Origin of the sequence: Pedobacter sp. ASV28 (genome assembly GCF_016428855.1) — a bacterium.
GTDB lineage: Bacteria > Bacteroidota > Bacteroidia > Sphingobacteriales > Sphingobacteriaceae > Pedobacter.
Genome location: NZ_JAELTN010000033.1, coordinates 1 through 19,151 on the forward strand (window position 1 = coordinate 1; position 19,151 = coordinate 19,151).

Genomic DNA, 19,151 nt, shown 5'->3' on the forward strand with positions numbered 1-19,151 from the left:
CCCCCGAGATCTACACTATGGCTCGATCGTCGGCAGCGTCAGATGTGTATAAGAGACAGGAACCAAAAGAAACTCCTGAACAAGTCGGTTTCTGTGAATCGTAAATTGAAACTTTTTCCATGTGTCCGCATCGTGTGCAATAGTGCCACCGTGGAAATCTTACGAATGGAATCTTCAATGATGGATTTGTAATTCCTGGTCCGGGGTCTCTGAAATCAGGCGGTAATCTGAATTCTTTTACGCCTAACCTTTTTGCTAATCGTTCTTCGGTTACTTTAAATTCATCCAACTCAGAAATTGTTCTGAATTTTTCTTCCCACATGTCAAGTCCGACAACCATCAATGATTCATCCTTTGGAAAGTTTATCATCTGTCCAACTCCCCAGGGAGAAATTAACTGTGACCTTCTTATTGGTTTTTTAGCTGGCATATTTTAGTTGTCAATGTTTAAGTATTCTGCCGGAATAACATACGCTTCACAAGTTGAATCAACATTTCTCATTGATGTTGGCGTTGACCATGCTCTTGCCTTTATGTCTTCTGATGGATTTGTTCCAGCCGGATACATTAGTGGAATATTTGTTTGCTGTCCGAATGAACCATAAACAAGAGGCAATTCATTTTTCCAGTAGTCCAGTTTTTCTTCAATAAGTTCCAATGTCTTTTCGTATTCTTCATCGTCAATCAAATGAACTCTGTCAAAAATTATTTGAGTTACTCTTTCAATAATTTCTTTTTGAGGAAAAGGTCTTGGCGTGATTGAACTTTGGTCTGTTGAATAAAATCTAACCAACCCAACTAAGATTGCATGCAACGCTCTTTCTCTTGCCGGTGCTGAAAAAGGAGTAACGCTTGTCGGTTCAACCTTGCTGTAAATTTTTGAATGGTATTCCTGGAAATGTTCAAAGTGTGAACGGTCTCTTGGCTTTGAACAGTTGTAAATGGTAAAGACAAGCCCAGGACCTTTCTTTGAACGACCAACACGGCTTGTTGCCTGAATGTATTCGGAAGTTGTTTTTGGTTGCCCGATTACCGTCATTAAGCCTAGTCGTGGAATGTCAACGCCTACTGAAATCATGTTTGTTGCAAGGCAAACATCAACCGGATATTCTGATTTATTTCCTGTCCATGATTTTGAAAGTTGCTCTAGGTATTCAGGAATATCATTGCTGTTGATACGGCTTGTGAGTTCAATATCACGATTGATAAATCTTCTTTCATCACCTTTGATTGCCTTCCGAATCCAAATTGAATTCATGTATTCCCGTATGTCTGCACGAATGAGTGTAGCGGCATGACCTAATTCCCGAATACTGTTGAAGTAAGTCAATGCAGTCCAGTAAGGGTCTCTTTCTTTTTCATCAGCAACCGGAATTGATTTTACAGCTTGAAGTAATGCAGAAATAACTCTTACTTGTGCGGTTGCATGAGAAGGTAATGCAGATGCAAATATGCCCGTATATATTCTTCCTGTGCTTGTTGTGTCCTCGTATGCAAAGAACGAATCACCTGCACCTAAACATTGTGCAGGGAAAATGTTTACATTGCCTGTGCCTCTGCCATAAAGCGAATTGATTTGTTCCTTGGCTCTGCTGATTGTTGCTGACGAAGCAATAATTTTTGGTTTTACATTGTTTGCCGTGCAGAGTTCTTCAATCATTGTTTCATACAAACCTACCATAGAACCCAACGGACCTGAAATCAAATGCAACTCGTCTTGGATAATAAGTTCGGGTGGAGAAAACGGTCTTTCATTTCCCCTGAAACCAAAAAGTGTTTTTGCTTCCGGTCTCCATGTCAGCATTGCAAACTTGTCAACTGTTCCGATTAAGAGTGTTGGTGGATTGTCATAAATATCTTCGTCAATAACAACCAATGGCAAATTGTAATCAGGTTTTGAAAAATCACATTGCTGATTGTCGCACTGATATACAATTGTTTCTTTCGTTCCAACTTTTCTCCTCTTGTAGCCCTTCACCTTGTTTGTTCTCGCTTCTTTCAAATAACCCATTTGAGAACCGCACCAAGGACATTTCAGAACAATGAAAGGGTTTTCTTCTTCTCTGCCTTGTTCCATTATCTGAAATGCTTTTTTCGCTGCATCTCTTTTGTTCGGTGTCAATTCGCCAACCCAAAGTCCAATTGAAATTCTTGCTGTTCCTAATTCTTCCTCGTTCTCTTTTCTGATTTTATCACAAGCACAAATCAAAGCTGCTGCCCTTTGAAATTGTTGTGCTGTCAGTAGTCGTAATGTATAACGCATCAGCACAGTTGTACCTGAATCATTCTTGTCCTTCAATCTTTTCATAAAAATTGTAAACGCTGACAAACCCAGATATGCTTCTGTTTTTCCTCCGCCTGTCGGAAACCAAATCAAGTCAACCATTTCTCTGTCTGCATGGTTTGCATCCAACATTGCATTCAAGTTCATCAGTATGAAAGCAAGCTGAAACGGTCTCCACGCTCCAAGCCCTAGTTTCCACGTTGAACTATTATTGATGTCAGGAATGACTGCATTTTTCAAACCTGTGATGCTACCTTTATCAAGAATCCAGTTTCTTGTTTCAATGCTGTAATGAAGTTGCTGTAAAAGCATTGCACGATTCATCAACCTGAAAGCACGATTGACTTTTTCATTGCTGTTCAAAATAGCAACGCCTTCATTCATTCGTTGCAAACACAATCGGCAACTTTCAATGTGCCGCAAAGCGGTTTCAAGAAGTTCATCTTCCAATTCAGTATTTGCAATTTCTTCCTGTTGGTTTATCCATGCCTCGTATTCTGAATTCAGCTTGACAAGATTTGCCGTAATATCTTTGTCTGACAAATCACTCAGGTCAAACATTTTCAGTTCAACACTTTTTAATTCATTCGGAACGATGGGTTTTATTTCATAAACTGGAATTGCCTCCGTTATGATTGAATTTGTGAATTCAATATCGTTGTCGTTCCATGATGGCGAGCAACCGTGTCCAACTGCAAAAGTTTTTTTCTTCCTGAATAACAGCAGATTTGATTTCTCATCATCTTTATCGGTTTTGGATGCTGCTGCTTTGTAAGGGCAAAAACATTTTTCGGTTGCACTAACTGAAAACGAAACTTGGAAAAAACAATCTTCATTCCTGATATTCTCTACTCCTCCGATATGCAGATTTATCAAAGTGAATGTGAGCAGATGAATGTTTCTGCCAGTTTCATTTCCGTGAGTTCTGTTGCGGATATTCAGTTTAAGATTTATTTTATTTCCGTTTTTGTCAACAAGGGCTTTATCAATGTTTTTTCCTAGCTGTGTTGGAATTTCATTTGCAGCCAAAACAAATTCTTGGTCAAGTGAAGTTCTGTAATATGCTTTTCGTGTTACTGTGGTAGCATCCTCCTTCTGATAACTGTATTCCTTGATTTGATAAATTCCAACATTGACTTTAACAGCAAAACCGTCTTTAGGGATTTTTGTAAAGCAACTGAAGCCCATTGCGGATGGTAGAAAAGAATTTGCAAGCCCAATTTCTTCTTCAAAGTCCTCTGCCATGTCAACAGGAGCTTTGCTGTCCTCTGCAGTTACAGGGTCATCAACTTCTTTCTTTTCATCTTCCAGTTTTTCCAAAACCTTTTCTTCTTCGGTTGAAGTGGAATCAAGTTTTTCAATTGTGGCTGCTCTTGGAAATAATACACCTGCACCATATCTCAATCGTGGCGGTTCATTCAATAAAATTTCTTCTCCGTTCTCCTGTATGTGTGGTTTCACAGGGTCGGGGCCAATCAATTCTTTCTTTATAAATTTAAGAATATCATTTCTCATACTAATTGAGTTTTCGTTTTAGAATTTCCCTGTATTCATTCCTCATCTTCTCTGAAATGAAAAGTATCAAACCATATCTTGCTCTACTCATACCTACATATAATAATGACTTTGCAATTTCACTCGACAAATCTTCGATGTCCGTTATCAATATGTAATTACCCTCCATGCCTTTGTAGGATTGAACTGTTGCAAAACCATAAAAAGTTTGTGCCGGACAAATCTCATTGTTATTTTTTATTTCTCTGATTGTAAAACCTGAAGCAGAATAAGAACATGAGCTTTCAAATTTTCTTGGTGAAATTATCACCAACTCATTTAGAGGAAGTTTGATTGATGAAAGTTTTTGAAGTTGCTGCGCAAGCAAAGTTTTCTGATGTGTATCATCAGTGTAGAAAATGTATTCAACTGGAATTCCTTCGAGATGCTCCAACAAAAACGGTGGTTGCTCAAAACCCGAAATCAAACAGGTTTCCTCTCCGACTTGTTTTGTGTTACGGCAATTGATGGTTAAAAGGTGTCTTGAATAATTTCCAAATCTTTTTACGAGGTCTAACATTTCTTTTTCTGAAAGCTGTGCATAAATTGCTTGCCTCTCAAAGTCACCAAATATTTCCCAATTACCATTTGCTAAACCTCCCTCAACCATTGAATCAAATAGGTTCAGATATTCTTCTCTGATTAAGTCCTGACCTTCATCTATTATTAACTTATCAAACTTCTTACTTATCCCTTTTTGATAAATGTCTTTTAGTAGGGTCGGCAAATATTTACTGTAAAAATCCTGTTTATTGTCCTGTGATTTGTCATAGTCAAATCCTTTGGATTGCTCAAACAAAAAGCCATGTAAACTTGAAACAGTGATTTTATCTTTCCATTCTTCAACCTGCTTTTGCATCCATTCACCAATTAATCGGTTATAGCAGGTAAGGAAAACCGTTTTGCCTTCTGCTGCTGCTCTCACCGCTGATTCAATTGCAATCATTGTCTTACCTGTGCCCGCACTTCCTTGTGTAACACTTCTGTCATTCAGTTGAATCGAATCAAGTATTCTGTATTGCTCCTCTGTGTATTTTTTAACTTCCTTATCAAACTCCGCTAATCGTTCTTTTACTGTTCGCACTCTTTCAAAATCTCCTCTCAAAAAATCACAAAGCGAATTCAAATCATTTTTATCAGGCAAAGAATCCTTTTCAGAAAACCATCTTTGCCCCTTATGCTTTTGAATGAACTTCTGAACTAAATTCTTAAAAAAACTTTCTGTTACGCTTTGGATTGAATCTTTGTCAAGTATCTGCCATGATTCATACTCAACACTGTGCTTGTCAAAACTTATGTGGGGGAATGCACAAAAAAAACCGGATAAGATTTTTGTGAACTTATGTCCTTTGCCAAATTCTTTTTCAATTGCGGAACGCAAAGAAAACATTGCGTCTCTTGCTTGGTTGAACGGACTTTTGTTCTTGTTTACATTTCCATGCCTGTCTATGAAATGCCAAACTCCGTCAATACATTTTACATCACCACCTTTCACTTCCATTACAAAAATTCCACCTCCTGGAATCAGAATCAAAAAATCAATTTCACCATACAGGCGTATTGTGTGTTGTGAAAGGTTCAGTGAGTGCAGCACAATCCAATCTTTAGCGAAAGAATTGTTTTTGAGAATTTCAAAAATCATTTTCTCGCCTGTGCTTTTGCAATTCCTGTCTATATATGGTGGTAATAGTTTCGCCATTATATAATATCTTTTTGCAGTAATCTGTTTATATATCGTCCGTCAATATTCTCCCACTTATCTGAAATATCAGTTATTTTCAAAACCGTTATACTTCCTAGGTCTTCTATCACTATTGTATTATTTACAATCGAACTATCTGCAAATTCATGAATTTTTGATTTGATTTTTTTTATAATAGCATCTGCCGCTTTCATCCTCCATCCGGTCATTTTCCTAATGGCCTCCCTCACTGTAATTATATTATCGTTCAAAAGGTCTGAATTAGTTAATAAAGCGATACTAATTAAATCTGAATCATCATCAGGCCCGATTCTGTTTTCATCCTGTAACCAAGTTTTGATAGTAATTTCATGTTTTTTGCAATCATGTTCCCGTAAATCCTCAATCAGTTTTTTGAAGTCATTACCTATTGAGACGAAGTATTCTTTCAGTAAATTTTTCCAGAGGTTAGTCCATTTTTTCACTGCGGTTAAATCTTCATGAGTAGTGTTTTTTTCGACCAACTCCGCCAGAATATCTCTGTCGGTGTTTATTAAAGCAATTATATCACCTGTTTTTAATGCTTCTGCTGTTTTTCTGTAATAACGTGTATTGTCTTTTTGACCTTCGATTAAGTCATTTATAACAAGTAATTTGTGTGATTCACTGGCATAAATGAAAGAGTCATTTTCAAAATCAATCCGTTTTGCTTTGACACTGTCAGCTATATTTCCGGTCAATTTGTATCTGGAATACTGGACATTGTCAAGTTTTAATTCAAATTCCAGAATATCAAACTGACTTCCAGAAGTCGTTTCAATACCTTCATCGGATGAATATAAATCCTCAAACCCTTTTGATTCTGCAGAATATTCCGGTGAACGGATACCATCCCTAGTGATAGTTGATTTTACATTCTCGCTGTATTTTCTGTTTCGCCTTTGCAGAGAGTTGTAATAATTATTTTCAAACTGATAAAATAAAAGAGTGAGTTCGGAAAACAGAAATGAAGAAAAAATCTTGTTTAGGTTTTTCGACTTTGCCCATCCCGTGATTATAGCTTTCACGGGTTGACTACTAAGCATATTGTCATTCATATCTGTAAGAGATATTACCTTTGTATTGTATAGGTTTTCAGCTAAAAAATTTCTGAGCGCCTGTACTTCATCTGCCGTCGGGCAAATGATGTAGTCATAGTTGTGCTGACTAATCAGTGTTTGCAACTTTGTGCATTTCTCTGATGGTTGTATTAAAAATTTTTCAATAACTGATTTCAGCAGTGAAATACTTTCTTCAATAGGTTTATGAGAATCACCTAACCACATTTTGTTTCTCTGAAACAATGTTTCAAGGTTATTTACCTTTTGATTGAGCACTGAAATTTCACTGGAAACCGGAATATGACAAATTCTTGAAACAATATTTGTAAGTTGAATCAGATAAACTTTTAGCGCATTTAAATCATTATTGAATTCATCCTTTTCAATGGAATGAATTTTCTTAACTATGGTTTCAAGTTCTGTATTCTGGCAAACTTCTTTTATAATATTAAATATTGTGTATTTTTTCAGTTTCTTATTGAAAGCGTGAAAAGGAGAATTATTTGAATGGCAGTCAATATTTAGATTTTCTTTTGTGAAGTTGAAAAACTCAAATCCATAATTACCCATGAACTCAAAATTTTCAATTTCTGATAAATCAGTAATCAGAATAGTTGGAATGTTTTTCACATCAATATCAGAAAAATCAGTTCCTCTTTCCTGAATAACTGTAAATCCATCAATAATAATTGCAGAAACAGGATTTTGTATTGTATATAGGGCTAGGTTTGAGAGATTATTTGAAAGTAACACAGCGGAATTATTATCAACCGTCCCATCATTTTTTATTTTTTCTAGATGAGCATATTCTGTTAATGAAAAAGAATTGATTAAAATGTTTTTGGTCGATTTTTTAAAGTCAGCGTATTTGCCAATCAAACACACTTTACTTCTAATAAATTCTTTGTTGCCATGAGTATGAATACCTAATAAATTTTCTATTGGTGTCTTTACATTTGATGGTAAGACACTTTTGACGAGCTTCAACGGGGATAATCGGTTTCTGTTGTTAGGAGCTGTTTGAAGCTTTATAACATCCGAGAATTTAATGGTGATTTCCGCTCCTGATGATTCTTTTTCTGATTTTGTTTTAAAAGTTGCGCCGTTTTGTTTTATCCCAACCCATTCAACTATAGCTTTATTATTTAAAATTAATTTATCGCCCGTTTTGTAAGATTTATAAGCTTCATAAATCTCATTTTCGAATTTTGAAAAGTCATTCTTAATAATTGATAACACATATGGAATAGAAATCCATTGTGCAATCAGTTCTTTTGCTGGCAAGACTATGCAAAGTTTGTTTGATAAATTATTAGAATAGAAATCTACAATGAGCTCTAGTATATCCATCATAACAGAAGGGGCTTTATAAGCCTCTGGCTGGTCTACATAAGAATATGAAAGTTTATCTTGCATAGGCTCATACGTATATTTCTACGCTTTTAAAAATCTCCAACAATCTGTTCAGATGTTAGGATAGTTATAGATTGTAAATCTATTATACTTCTATTGAAAATTGATGAGAGGGTTTCATAAACTAATTGAATTTCTGAGGTTTCCTTAACTATTATATAGGAAATATCTTGTAATTCAAATTTTAAAAGATAATTCTCAAGTCTTTGATTATAACCATCTTTATTAAATCGATATTTCTTATCATCGACAATAGGAGGATTCATGGCTATACTTTCCGTCTTTGGAACTAACCTCCATTCTCTTTCATCGTAAAATCTATACTTTTTATGGACAACTTCGCTACCGCGTACTAATTCTCCTTCGTAGTTTTTGGCATATAGTATTGGAGTGTGATCATCTAGGTCGATAATCTCCCCTGCTTCGTTTAAAAGGGACTCATATGCTTTCCTTAAAGAATGGCTTACGAAGGAGTTTTGATCAATGTAAAGGACTGGATTAAGTCCTTTTTCAGATGCCCATTTTTTTGATAAACCGATTCCGTAATCTCCATAGTAACCTAGGTCTCCTGTATTCCTTTTATTATAAAAATGTTTTTTATAGTCAGATATGGGAATATCACAAAATGAAACCATTCCGATTGCAGCAGTATAATTTTTGCTTCCTCTTGTTTTTAATTTCTCAGAACAATAAGAGAACTTGAAGCCGCGATTCCTTAATATGCCTAATAAGAATTCGAATTTTCTAGTATAATGTATAAGTGAGTTTGCGCTAATTGCCATATTTATCTAGTTTTAGTCACCTTGTTATTTTCCGAATTATATTTCAACTGTTCCCTGCAAGACTTGATAAATCCTTTTCAAAACCATCAATAGGGTGAAAATAAATTCAAAAAGGAAAAAGTATAGGAAAAAGTGTAAAATCTTAGATGAAATTATATTAGAGATTACGATGGGGGCGATAATAGCAAATATTATAAGAAGCAGAGAGTATATTGTCGTAGCACTTATGTTTGCGATTATTTGTTTAATGATAGTTTTTCGTTGATTAGTTTTAAAGAATTCTTTCGTAGACAATTCAAAGATTAACATCAGAAAATTAATTGATAGACCTACATAAATAGAAAGACCAGCAATTAAAGAGTTGGATAAATTATCATTGATACAATAGCCGATGTAAACAAGATAACCAGAGAGTATTAGAGGGATAAAGAGAAAAAAGAGCCAATCTCTAAAGTCGGGTTTATTAGTATCACTATTGACCAACGTTCTTAAGTGATCTAAGATAATATTTGATACATCTATTTTATAGCTCATAATTATGAATTTAAACCTGTTTCAATAATCATTTTATTCATAAATGAAAGTAGATACTCTTTCATCTTTGTTGGATGAGGGTGATTGTTGACATCCAACGGAACATCGCTAGAGTCAACATGATATATTGGACTCAGCTTAACTCCATCTTCTACTTTCGCAGTTGTTTCTCTGCCTTTATGCTCAAATTTAGCAAAGACATCACTCTGCTCATCGATTCCTAATGTTTCTAGAGCAGCTATTTCAAATATTTGCGGATTTTTTCCTAAAACACTTTTCTTAATGTCATCTATCAGTAAAGCATTAGATAATCGATCCATGAAGCTAACTTTAAGCTCTATTTTAATATCACCATAGTCTTGGTACTTTTTCGTAAATAAATGATCTCCTATATCTTTTGATAAACCACTTTTTCTGATTGTTATCGATTTTATATTTCCTTTTTTATAGCTTTCAATAGCCTCTTTGGTTATCTTTTCGTTGTAATCTATCGCTACGTCGATACCTAAGTTTTTTACAAATAATTGAAAGTTTAGTTGTAATATGTCGTGCATTTGAATCTCTCCCATTGACTGTACAATTAACAGCCCAAGGTTTGAATTTTCAGGGATATGAAAAATAAAATAAAATGGGGATGAGGTAACTTGGTTTTTCTCAATAAGAAGGCCTTCTCCGGTGTTATCTAAGTTCTTGACACGGAAAGTCTGATTGGTGGGGCCGCCTTCAAATTGACCATAAAATAATCTTTCTTTCGATTTGAAGTGCACGTCTAATTCTGGTACAGTTATGGCCTTTGGCCAATTTTTGTAGGTGATAAATTTTCCCTCAAAACTTTCTAAGTAGGCTTTAAAAAAAGCATTAAATTTTTCTTGTTCATTTCCTTCATATAGATTGAACACCTCACTCCACATTCTGTTGGGATCTTTTTTAGCTCTACTCTTCTTCAATCTTAGAGTGAATACCTTTAATTTAATATCATATGACATAATGAGAACTTGTTGTTTAGATTTATAATTTTACATTTTCTTATACCCCTCCCCAAACTCCTTCAACCTCTTTATCAACTCTGGGTTATTCACTTTTAGGTTTTTTCCTTATCAAACCGTGCAAACTCTTAAAGCATGTCTTCTTCATCAACCCTACTTCTTCACTAATTTATAAAACACTGGCTTTGGCCCACGTCCTTCTCTTGCCGTATCTTTTCTTTCGGTTCTCTCTATTTTTTCCTTAAAAGATTTCTTAAAGCGGTCTATAATTTGACTTACAGAGTAGGTTTCTCCATATTCTTCTAAAATGCTAATTGCGATGTCCTCTGCTAAAAACTCATCACCAACCTTATAGATTGTTATTGCTTCGTTGATCTGGTGGTTAATGTCACTTTGTGTGTAGGTAGTCTCCTTTGGGGTTCCTTCCGCCTTTCTATATGCTATACGCTGTTTGGTTTTTTCTGGAAGTGAATCAAAAGAGGGGATAGGATGATCGGGATTACCGAATTCAAAGTATCTTAGACCAAATGATTGAGCTATAGCCTCAGCTGTTTCGAGTTGTATGCTACCTGTATTATCCAAAACAGCAGAAATAGTTTTTTTAATCGACTTGGCCAAATACGCTATATCAATAGCTTCTAAAGAAAATTTCTTCATGTATCTTCTTAATATATCTGCGTATTCTGCAATAACAACTACTTCTTTCATTTAATTAATAGAAAACGTTTGTTTTTTATATTTTATATTATTATGTTTGTTATCAGTTAATTATAGCGACAAAATAGAGTGGGGCTTTGACCTTGCTTTTTACGATGTCACTCATGCCAGAAACCGTCAATTTCCACATGAGCCGATCGTGGGTTCGCTTTCTATTGAAATTTGTATCTTCGCATACTTATTCAATAGGGCGAACTTCATGTAAGTCTTTTGTGGAACTCAAACCAAAGGTTTGAGCGGTTCTTGACGGTACCACTGGCAAAAGCATTGAAGTTCGTCTTATTGATTCTATCAATTCGGTTCCTTCATTGCTTTAAGGGTATACATCGTTACATAATCAAATTAGTTATACCGTTATGCAACCGAAAAAATTAAGCGCCGTGCCATACCGTTACCTCCAGGAGGCTAGGTGTGGTTTTTCCCAATCTATCCTAATAAAGAACGTCATCCGTTCACCATCGTAGTGCGTACTAGATACACAAACAGAAAATAGCCAATAAAAAGAAGGGTGCATGAGAGCGCACTGATTTTCTTTAGATCGGTTTACATTTTGTTTGGTTAACAGTCCCTTAGCTTACAGGCCAAAAGATGCACTTAAATGGTATATCGCAATTCCAAGGTAGGCAAATTTCCCTATATAAGCAATAAGGTTTCCCGTAAAGGCGGGTAAAATACGCCTTCATGGGGCTGGTATGGCCTAAAAATATTTATTAATAAGGTTAAAAATATGATGAAGATTATTGATGCAAAGTACAAAGATTTAGCTGCGCTTTCTTTCAGTTCTCCGCTATGGTTAGCCTGTTCCGATATGATCGGAAAGATGACGGTAGGGGTAAGGGCGGTGCTAATGAAATGGAGATTGCCGTGTCGCTGCACTCCTCGCAATGACGGGGAGGGGAAGGGGTAGTGCTGGAATTCCTCCCCCAACACCTCTGAATAGTCGGGATAAACTCTCCAAAGAGCCTGCTCCGATGCATCGGAGGGGACATGGACAGTGTAATAAAGCAATACCGTTGCTAAGAACGACGGACGGCCTCAGCAAACCGACGTTGAGGAAATTGTTTGCTACAGCGTTAAAAATAAAAAGCTGTTTGAGCGTAGCGAGTTCTTTTTATTTAGCTGTAGAAGGCAATTTTTAGGAGGGATGGTACAGCCTAGATTTTTGCTTCTTTTCATCAATGGAAAAGAAGATGCTCCTCCGGCAAAACTTGTGCCGATCCGATAGCTATCGGATTATCGGTAGAGGAGAAGAAAAAACACCAACTACCACATTAAGATCCCGTATGGAGCACGGGATGGCGGTTTAGGAGGACAGTACTAATGAAATGGAGATTGCCATCCCGATAATATCTGGACAGGCTGGCTCGCTCAAACCAAGGCCTCGCAATGACGGTGAGGGGAAGGGGTAGTGCTGATGAACTTGGATGCTTCGACAGGCTTACCCATTTTATCGGTACAGGCTAGCATGACACGCAGGGGTGAAAGGGGGGCTATGGATAGTGCAAGGATGCAATGTTGCTAAGAACGAAGAACGGCCTAGCATATCGCCGAAGCAGAAAGCAACAAATTGCTTTGCAGAACCATTCGGCAACTACTACCAAGCAAGAAAGCAGTGTGTGAGGGAGACAGCGGAAGGATCAAACGCATTTTTCTTGCGCATAAGAGCTATTTGTTAGCTTAATGCAAGGGGATTTATGCAGGCCTTGATTTTTTGCTTCGTTTTTTATCAAGAAAAAATGAAGGTGTCACCACGGCGTAACTAGTGCCGATTTATTAGTAGAGTAGAAAAATAGATCCTTCGCTACGCTCTGGATGACAGGATGCTTAGAAGAAGGAACGATGAAACTTAACTAACACAATATGAAATACAACCATTACCCATTCGATCGCATTTACGCGCTCAAACCAAAGAATCCTGTGTAGTTAGCGACTAAACCCGCCGCCTATTCCATAAAAATTTAGGTTAATAATAATAATGCAACGCGGCGGGTTTTAGGAGTATTCAATCAACTAAAAACAAACTAACTTATTTATGACTAACAAAATAACGATATACATCGTACTGGCTATGCTATGCCAAAAAAAGCCGAAAGCTAAAAGGCCAAAGCTGAAAGCTTATGTACTAATAGCCTTATTGCTATGCTTAAATTTTGGGGCAATGGCGCAAGACCAAACCGAAATAAAACCCTTTTATGTCGGCGATCTCCTTCCGGAAACTTTCTGGCAGCAGGAACATCACATTTACGCCAATGGAAAAATAAATAGACAAACGCTGGCAACTTACAAAGAAAAACTGCTCGTTTTAGATTTCTGGGCAACCTGGTGTGGCAGCTGCATTAAGAAATTTTCCTTGTTAGACAGCCTACAGCATCAATATCCCCATGAACTTGCGGTGTTGTTGGTCAATGCCAAAAAATCCAAGGACAACCAGGCTTTGGTTGGGCAAACGTTGGAAGCTTATAGCTTAAGCTCGGTATTAGCAGATACTCTTTTGAGCCTGAACTTTCCACATCGCATGTTGCCACATTATGTATGGCTGCACAACGGCAGGGTATTCGCTATTACGGATGCCACGCATGTAAACCCTTACATGCTCACCACAGTGCTGGCGCGCTATCGAGAAATAAAGAGTTATAATAAACCGAAGAAGAGGCCATGAGCAAAAAGTGGATATTTGTGTGCTTCCTGTTGGGTGCAACAGTGGCACAGGCCTATGGCCAATACACCCTTAGTGGCAAGGTAACTGATCGAAGTACCGGGATAGGAATTGGAAAAGTCAAAATCAGTGTTCCGGATCAAAAGCAAGAGCTCTTAAGTGCAGATGATGGAACGTTCAAGTTCAGCTCAAGCCAAAAGCAAATCGCCCTCAGCTTTGCTGCGGTAAACTTTCATACTTTAGATACACTGCTCACATTACCACTGTCCAATGTCAATATTACATTAAGGAACAAGGTACAGGAATTGGAGACGGTCAACATCAGTACGGGCTATCAGGTATTGCCAAAAGAGCATTCCGTTGGTGCTTATCAGGTCATCGGGCAGCAGCAACTGGCCGAACAGATCAGCTATAACATTACCACAAGACTAGAGGCTATAGGTAACGGCCTCATGGTAGATCGGGAGAGCAGCAACCGTAACAACCTGATGCTTCGCGGCCCAGGTACACTTAGTGGTCCATCGCAGATGTTGGTAGTGGTAGATAACTTTCCCTATGAGGGAGATCTCGATTTGCTAAACCCCAACGATGTAGAAAGTATCACCGTGCTCAAAGATGCTGCTGCAACTTCGGTTTGGGGCAGTAGGGCGGGCAATGGCGTTATGGTCATCACCACCAAAAAAGGAAAACAGAACCAGTCCCTAACCATCAATGCCAATGCGGCCAATACCTACACCACAAAACCAAATCTGTTCTATATCCCGCAAATGGCCACATCCGATTTCATCGATGTAGAACTAAGGCTCTTCGCCGCCAATAAGTACCTAAACGAGTACAACAGCGTAGCCAGAACCCCCTTAAGTCCGGTGGTAGAAACCATGTACAATACTTCATTAACGGCATCACAAAAAGAAAATATCATCAACGGGTTCAGAAGTTTGGAGGTTAGAAACGACTATGAAAAGTACATCTATCAGTCAGCGGCTATACAGCAGTACAACTTAACGGCACAGGCGGGGGGCAGCAATTATGCATGGATTGCTACGCTGGGCTATGATGCGGCAACGGGTACCCTGGCCGAGAGCAACGATAGGCTAAACCTGCGTTACCAACTTCATTTTACGCCAGTTAAAAATCTGCGTTTAGACCTTGGCTTGGCTTATGGTATGGTCAATAAAAAAAGCGGTAAAGAGGCCTATGGGAATGTATTGATGGGCAATTACCAGATTTATCCCTATGCACAACTGGCAGATGCCGAGGGCAATGCCCTGCCGTTGGCACGTGACTACAGACTGAGCTATCTAGCTGGACTAGATAGTAGGTTGTTGGATTGGAAATACTATCCGCTAACCGATTACAGCTACAATACCATAAAAACCAATACCTCAGATCTGAACCTGAACGCCGCCATTGCCTACCAATGGAAAGGGCTCAAGTTAAGCCTCACGGGCAGGTACCAAAATCAGCCCAGCCAAAGTCAAAATCTTCAGCAGCTTGGCGGTTACATGGCAAACAACCTGATCAACCGTTTTACGCAGCTTACCGCAACTACGGCAAGCTATCCATTGCCCATGGGCGATATCATGGACAGACAGTGGTCCAGCTTCAAGGCAACCGACCTAAGGGCACAGCTCGATTACAAACGTAGCTTTGGCAAACATGGCTTCAACTTCATGGCAGGTGCCGAACGTAGGCAGAACGAAACTGAATCCAATGCCACTAGGCAATACGGCTATAATAGCGAGCAACTATTAGGCATAGCTGTAGATTACGTCAACCAATATACGACCTATGTAACAGGGGCTAGAGCGATTATTCCCGATGGTCAGTCAGATAGACGCTACCTCAATAGGTTCATCAGCGTCTATGGTAACTTTAGCTATGATTATCTCCAACGCTATGCACTTTACAGCAGTATCAGAAGAGATGCATCCAACCTTTTTGGTGTAAATATTAACGACAAGTGGAAGCCCTTATGGTCTATAGGCTTGGGTTGGCAGGCAAGTAGCGAACCTTTCTACAACTTCAAGGCCATAGACTACCTAAAGCTAAGGCTTACCTATGGTTTTTCAGGTAATGCCGATCCCTCACGTACGGCGGTTACCACCATCATGTATGGCGGCACCTCGCCCTTTACACAAAGTGCCTATGCCTATGTAGATAGGAAGTTCAATCCCGACCTGAAATGGGAAACCATACGTACGCTTAACTTGGGGCTCGATCTCAAAGCTTTTGGAAATAGGCTTTCTGGAAGTATAGATTATTACATCAAGGATGGAAAGGATCTTTTCAGTGCTTATCCAATTGATTATACCACAGGTGTAGGTGCAACTATTGTTAGGAATGTAGCGAGTATAAGGGGGCAAGGTGTAGACCTTCAATTGAATGTACTCAATGTTGCTGGTCGCTTCAATTGGCAGACCCAATACAACATTAGCCATAATACCAATAAGGTAACAGCATACTACGTTGCATCTGCGGCGGCAAGCAACTACGTGGCTGGTGCGGCAGCGCAGATCACGGGCATTGTAGGCAAACCCGTGTACAGTGTATTTACCTACCGTACCGATGGCCTCGATGCCAATGGTAATCCTATTGGCTACCTTAACGGCCAGCCTAGCTACAATTATAACAGCATCATAGGAACTGGAACCTCCATTAACGAGCTCGATTTTAGCGGTGCCTCTTTGCCTACTTGGTTTGGTAACCTTCAAAATAGGTTCAGTTATGGTGCGTTCAGCTTGCAGACAAGCATCAGTTTCAAAGCGGGTTATTACTTTAAGCGCAACTCCATCAACTATGGCAATCTCATCAATAACGGACAGGGCCATGCAGATTATGCCTTGCGTTGGCAAGCTCCCGGCGATGAGGCAAATACCATAGTGCCCGCTTTCCTTTATCCTAATGTGGCAGGAAGGGATGCTTTTTACAACGGCTCCTCGGTATTGGTAGAAAAAGGCGATCACGTAAGGTTACAATACATCAATTTAACCTATCAATTGCCATTGGCAAAAACGTGGATTAAAAGAATACAGATGAGTTTTAACGCCTCAAACTTGGGTATTCTGTGGCGGGCGAACAACAAAAATATAGACCCGGAATACTATAGGGGTAACTTTTTTCCGATCTCCAAAACCTATGCCCTTGGGCTTAAACTAGATTTTTAATACGATAATTATGTCTAATGGAACCGATCTAGCTATACGAGTAACTCAGGCCTTCACAGAGCTGAACAGGGCGCAGCCGTGGCTTTTTTGCCTACTTTTTCAGCCATAGGAAAAAGTTGGACACGCGTTAGCGACAGCGCATTAAAGCGTTCAGGAACCATGTTAATTTAATTAATGCTGCTCATAAAGAATTTTACCCTAAAAATGATATCTAATGAAAAAAGTGTTTAAAATGAGAAGCCTAGTGTTTGCAATAGCTGTACTGGGCATGTTGGCCTCATGTAAAGATTATTTGGATGCAAAACCTGATACAAGACTGGCGGTCATCACCAGCATCAAGGATATGCAGGCTATGCTAGACTATTATCCAAGAATGAACTACAACGATCCCTCGGTGGCTGCCGTATGCGCAGATGAATATTTTATTACCGATGACGTTTACCAATCTAGAAAGGATACAGAGCAGAACCTTTACAAATGGGCACCGTCCCACGTATTCGACGAGCGTTCCAATGCCTGGAAAGATGTATATGAAATCGTCTATTTTTCAAATGTGGTGCTCAATGCCGTAGAGGAAAACAAAGACAAATTAAATGTAAATGAGCTAAAGCAGATTTCGGCACAGGCAAAGTTTCATAGGGCACGCCAGTTTTTGAATGCTATCGACATCTGGACATTGCCATATCGAGCAGCAACGGCGGCAACCGATCAGGGCATCCCACTACGCCTGGATGCAAATTTCAATACGCCCAGTGTAAGGGCTACGCTTGCAGAAAGTTTTACACAAGTAATCGCCGATCTACAAGTTGCCGCAGCAGGCTTGCCCAGCAAACCGCTCACACCAATGCGACCTGCAAAGGCAGCAGCCTATGGCATGCTTTCTCGTGCCTACCTTCGCATGGGAAATTATACCATGGCAGGCCTATATGCAGATAGTTGCCTCCAAATTGAAAGTCGGCTGATGGATTTCAATACCCTAACCACGAGTGCCAACTTTCCGATAGCTCAGTTAAATAGCGAGGTGGTTTTTGAGAGTAGGGCGGTACCTCTTGGCCCTGTTACAAATGCTAGGGCTTTGGTAAATCCGGCTATCTATGCAATGTATGAAAACGATGACCTGAGAAAAGCAGTTTATTTTAAGGCCAGTGGCACAGATTACATTTTTAAAGGCCAGTATGCAGGCTCGGCCAATATGTTCAACGGGATAGCGGTGGATGAAATGCTACTTACCCGTGCCGAGTGCTTTGCGCAGAATGGCAAGCTAGATAAGGCCTTGGCAGACCTTAACTTATTACTAAAGAATAGGTATAAAACAAATACTTTTATTCCCTATGTCTTAACAGACCAACAACTAGTATTAAGTCTGATCAAAAAGGAAAGGTTGAAGGAATTATACCTGAGATGCTTGAGATGGGCAGATATTAGAAGATGGAATGCGACGGGAGATCATTTGGTGCTCAAGCGCAGTATAGGAGGCAGCACGTTTGAACTGGAGCCGAATTCGCTAAGGTATGCTTTGGCGATCCCGGAGGATATCATTGCTTTGTCGGGCATGCAACAGAACAGAAGATAAGAGATTGGCTGGACGTAAATCCAGCCAAAATCAACTTTAGTCTGCTTTCTTGAACATCGCGGCATCGGTAATGTCGCTATCATTCTGAAAGATGTTAGTATCACGTAGATAATCGTCTAATAAAGCTTGACTGCTAATGGAAGCATCAACTTCCAACACGCAGGGTAGGTCATTGCCCGGATCACAGGCCTCCGCCTCCGGACTCGTAACTTGGCTATAACTATAGCCATCCCTAATATCGGTATGGTTATTTTTGGTGTATTGCCAGTAAACGTTAGTTTTCTTTTTAAACGCACTTACACTAAACATCAGGCCAAACGCTAAACACAGCGCTGCAAGGCCAAAGATTAAACTTTTTAGATTTTTCATGTTGTTTGACTGCTTTGTTGCATTTGAAAAAGCAGACGAAAAAGTTTGGTTAGAAATTAGGTTTTGTTTCCATAGGCTGGAGATTGCTTCGTCACAAGTTTCTCGCAATGACGAGCAATGTATGGCCACTTAGGTAGGCTTTGTCACCTGCTGCAGCCAGCTCCCCGAACCAACCACCGCCTTGTCTTTTCTCCTTGTTCCTTTCCATCTTGCAACTTCGGACTTCCGACATCGGACTATGGTCTTTACTCCTTCATCCTTGCTCCTCCTCCCTCAGCACATACCTTTTCAGTGTCCTGTCGTACACAATGAAGTGGCCTTCGCGGCGCAAGCGG

Annotated in this window: 11 protein-coding genes; 3 read left to right on the plus strand and 8 right to left on the minus strand. The window is 39.1% G+C overall.

The window, feature by feature from the left end:
- Positions 1-433: 433 nt before the first annotated feature.
- From JHD79_RS13145 to JHD79_RS13170, 6 genes are all read right to left on the minus strand, one after another.
- On the minus strand, positions 434-3,799 hold the full coding sequence (locus JHD79_RS13145) for a helicase-related protein (RefSeq protein ID WP_199119736.1): 3,366 nt from the start codon (positions 3,797-3,799) through the stop codon (positions 434-436).
- A 1-nt stretch (position 3,800) separates the two neighbouring features.
- On the minus strand, positions 3,801-5,537 hold the full coding sequence (locus JHD79_RS13150; protein ID WP_199119738.1) for a nuclease-related domain-containing DEAD/DEAH box helicase: 1,737 nt from the start codon (positions 5,535-5,537) through the stop codon (positions 3,801-3,803).
- Entirely contained in the window at positions 5,537-8,035 is a 2,499-nt protein-coding gene (locus JHD79_RS13155; RefSeq protein ID WP_199119740.1) for a DrmE family protein, read from the minus strand. Before JHD79_RS13155 ends, JHD79_RS13150 begins: the two co-directional genes overlap by 1 nt.
- 26 nt (positions 8,036-8,061) lie before the next feature.
- A complete protein-coding gene (locus JHD79_RS13160) occupies positions 8,062-8,814 on the minus strand; it encodes an abortive infection system antitoxin AbiGi family protein (protein ID WP_199119742.1) in 753 nt (250 codons plus the stop codon).
- Positions 8,815-9,350: 536 nt separating this feature from the next.
- Positions 9,351-10,334 carry a hypothetical protein gene (locus JHD79_RS13165; protein WP_199119744.1) on the minus strand — a complete coding sequence of 328 codons (984 nt, stop codon included), beginning with the start codon at positions 10,332-10,334 and terminating at the stop codon, positions 9,351-9,353.
- Positions 10,335-10,487: 153 nt separating this feature from the next.
- Positions 10,488-11,042 carry a hypothetical protein gene (locus JHD79_RS13170; RefSeq protein WP_199119746.1) on the minus strand — a complete coding sequence of 185 codons (555 nt, stop codon included), beginning with the start codon at positions 11,040-11,042 and terminating at the stop codon, positions 10,488-10,490.
- A 2,041-nt stretch (positions 11,043-13,083) separates the two neighbouring features.
- Here JHD79_RS13170 and JHD79_RS13175 point away from each other — a divergent pair.
- From JHD79_RS13175 to JHD79_RS13185, 3 genes are all read left to right on the plus strand, one after another.
- Positions 13,084-13,710, plus strand: coding sequence for a TlpA disulfide reductase family protein (locus JHD79_RS13175; protein WP_199119748.1), 627 nt, complete (start codon positions 13,084-13,086; stop codon positions 13,708-13,710).
- On the plus strand, positions 13,707-16,874 hold the full coding sequence (locus tag JHD79_RS13180; RefSeq protein ID WP_199119750.1) for a SusC/RagA family TonB-linked outer membrane protein: 3,168 nt from the start codon (positions 13,707-13,709) through the stop codon (positions 16,872-16,874). Before JHD79_RS13175 ends, JHD79_RS13180 begins: the two co-directional genes overlap by 4 nt.
- 214 nt (positions 16,875-17,088) lie before the next feature.
- Entirely contained in the window at positions 17,089-18,447 is a 1,359-nt protein-coding gene (locus tag JHD79_RS13185) for a RagB/SusD family nutrient uptake outer membrane protein (protein WP_199119752.1), read from the plus strand.
- A gap of 36 nt (positions 18,448-18,483) precedes the next feature.
- Here the strand turns inward: JHD79_RS13185 and JHD79_RS13190 are convergent, their stop codons facing one another.
- Positions 18,484-18,816, minus strand: a complete 333-nt coding sequence (locus tag JHD79_RS13190) for a hypothetical protein (protein ID WP_199119753.1) — start codon at positions 18,814-18,816, stop codon at positions 18,484-18,486.
- A gap of 91 nt (positions 18,817-18,907) precedes the next feature.
- Complete coding sequence (locus JHD79_RS13195) at positions 18,908-19,048, minus strand: hypothetical protein (RefSeq protein ID WP_199119755.1); 141 nt, start codon at positions 19,046-19,048, stop codon at positions 18,908-18,910.
- Positions 19,049-19,151 lie beyond the last annotated feature (103 nt).

What these genes read in the sequence shown, in the direction of transcription:
- JHD79_RS13145 (WP_199119736.1), bottom strand. Translation starts at nt 3,799, where the DNA reads ATGAGAAATGATATTCTTAAATTTATAAAGAAAGAATTGATTGGCCCC.
- JHD79_RS13150 (WP_199119738.1), bottom strand. Translation starts at nt 5,537, where the DNA reads ATGGCGAAACTATTACCACCATATATAGACAGGAATTGCAAAAGCACA.
- JHD79_RS13155 (WP_199119740.1), bottom strand. Translation starts at nt 8,035, where the DNA reads ATGCAAGATAAACTTTCATATTCTTATGTAGACCAGCCAGAGGCTTAT.
- JHD79_RS13160 (WP_199119742.1), bottom strand. Translation starts at nt 8,814, where the DNA reads ATGGCAATTAGCGCAAACTCACTTATACATTATACTAGAAAATTCGAA.
- JHD79_RS13165 (WP_199119744.1), bottom strand. Translation starts at nt 10,334, where the DNA reads ATGTCATATGATATTAAATTAAAGGTATTCACTCTAAGATTGAAGAAG.
- JHD79_RS13170 (WP_199119746.1), bottom strand. Translation starts at nt 11,042, where the DNA reads ATGAAAGAAGTAGTTGTTATTGCAGAATACGCAGATATATTAAGAAGA.
- JHD79_RS13175 (WP_199119748.1), top strand. Translation starts at nt 13,084, where the DNA reads ATGACTAACAAAATAACGATATACATCGTACTGGCTATGCTATGCCAA.
- JHD79_RS13180 (WP_199119750.1), top strand. Translation starts at nt 13,707, where the DNA reads ATGAGCAAAAAGTGGATATTTGTGTGCTTCCTGTTGGGTGCAACAGTG.
- JHD79_RS13185 (WP_199119752.1), top strand. Translation starts at nt 17,089, where the DNA reads ATGAAAAAAGTGTTTAAAATGAGAAGCCTAGTGTTTGCAATAGCTGTA.
- JHD79_RS13190 (WP_199119753.1), bottom strand. Translation starts at nt 18,816, where the DNA reads ATGAAAAATCTAAAAAGTTTAATCTTTGGCCTTGCAGCGCTGTGTTTA.
- JHD79_RS13195 (WP_199119755.1), bottom strand. Translation starts at nt 19,048, where the DNA reads ATGTCGGAAGTCCGAAGTTGCAAGATGGAAAGGAACAAGGAGAAAAGA.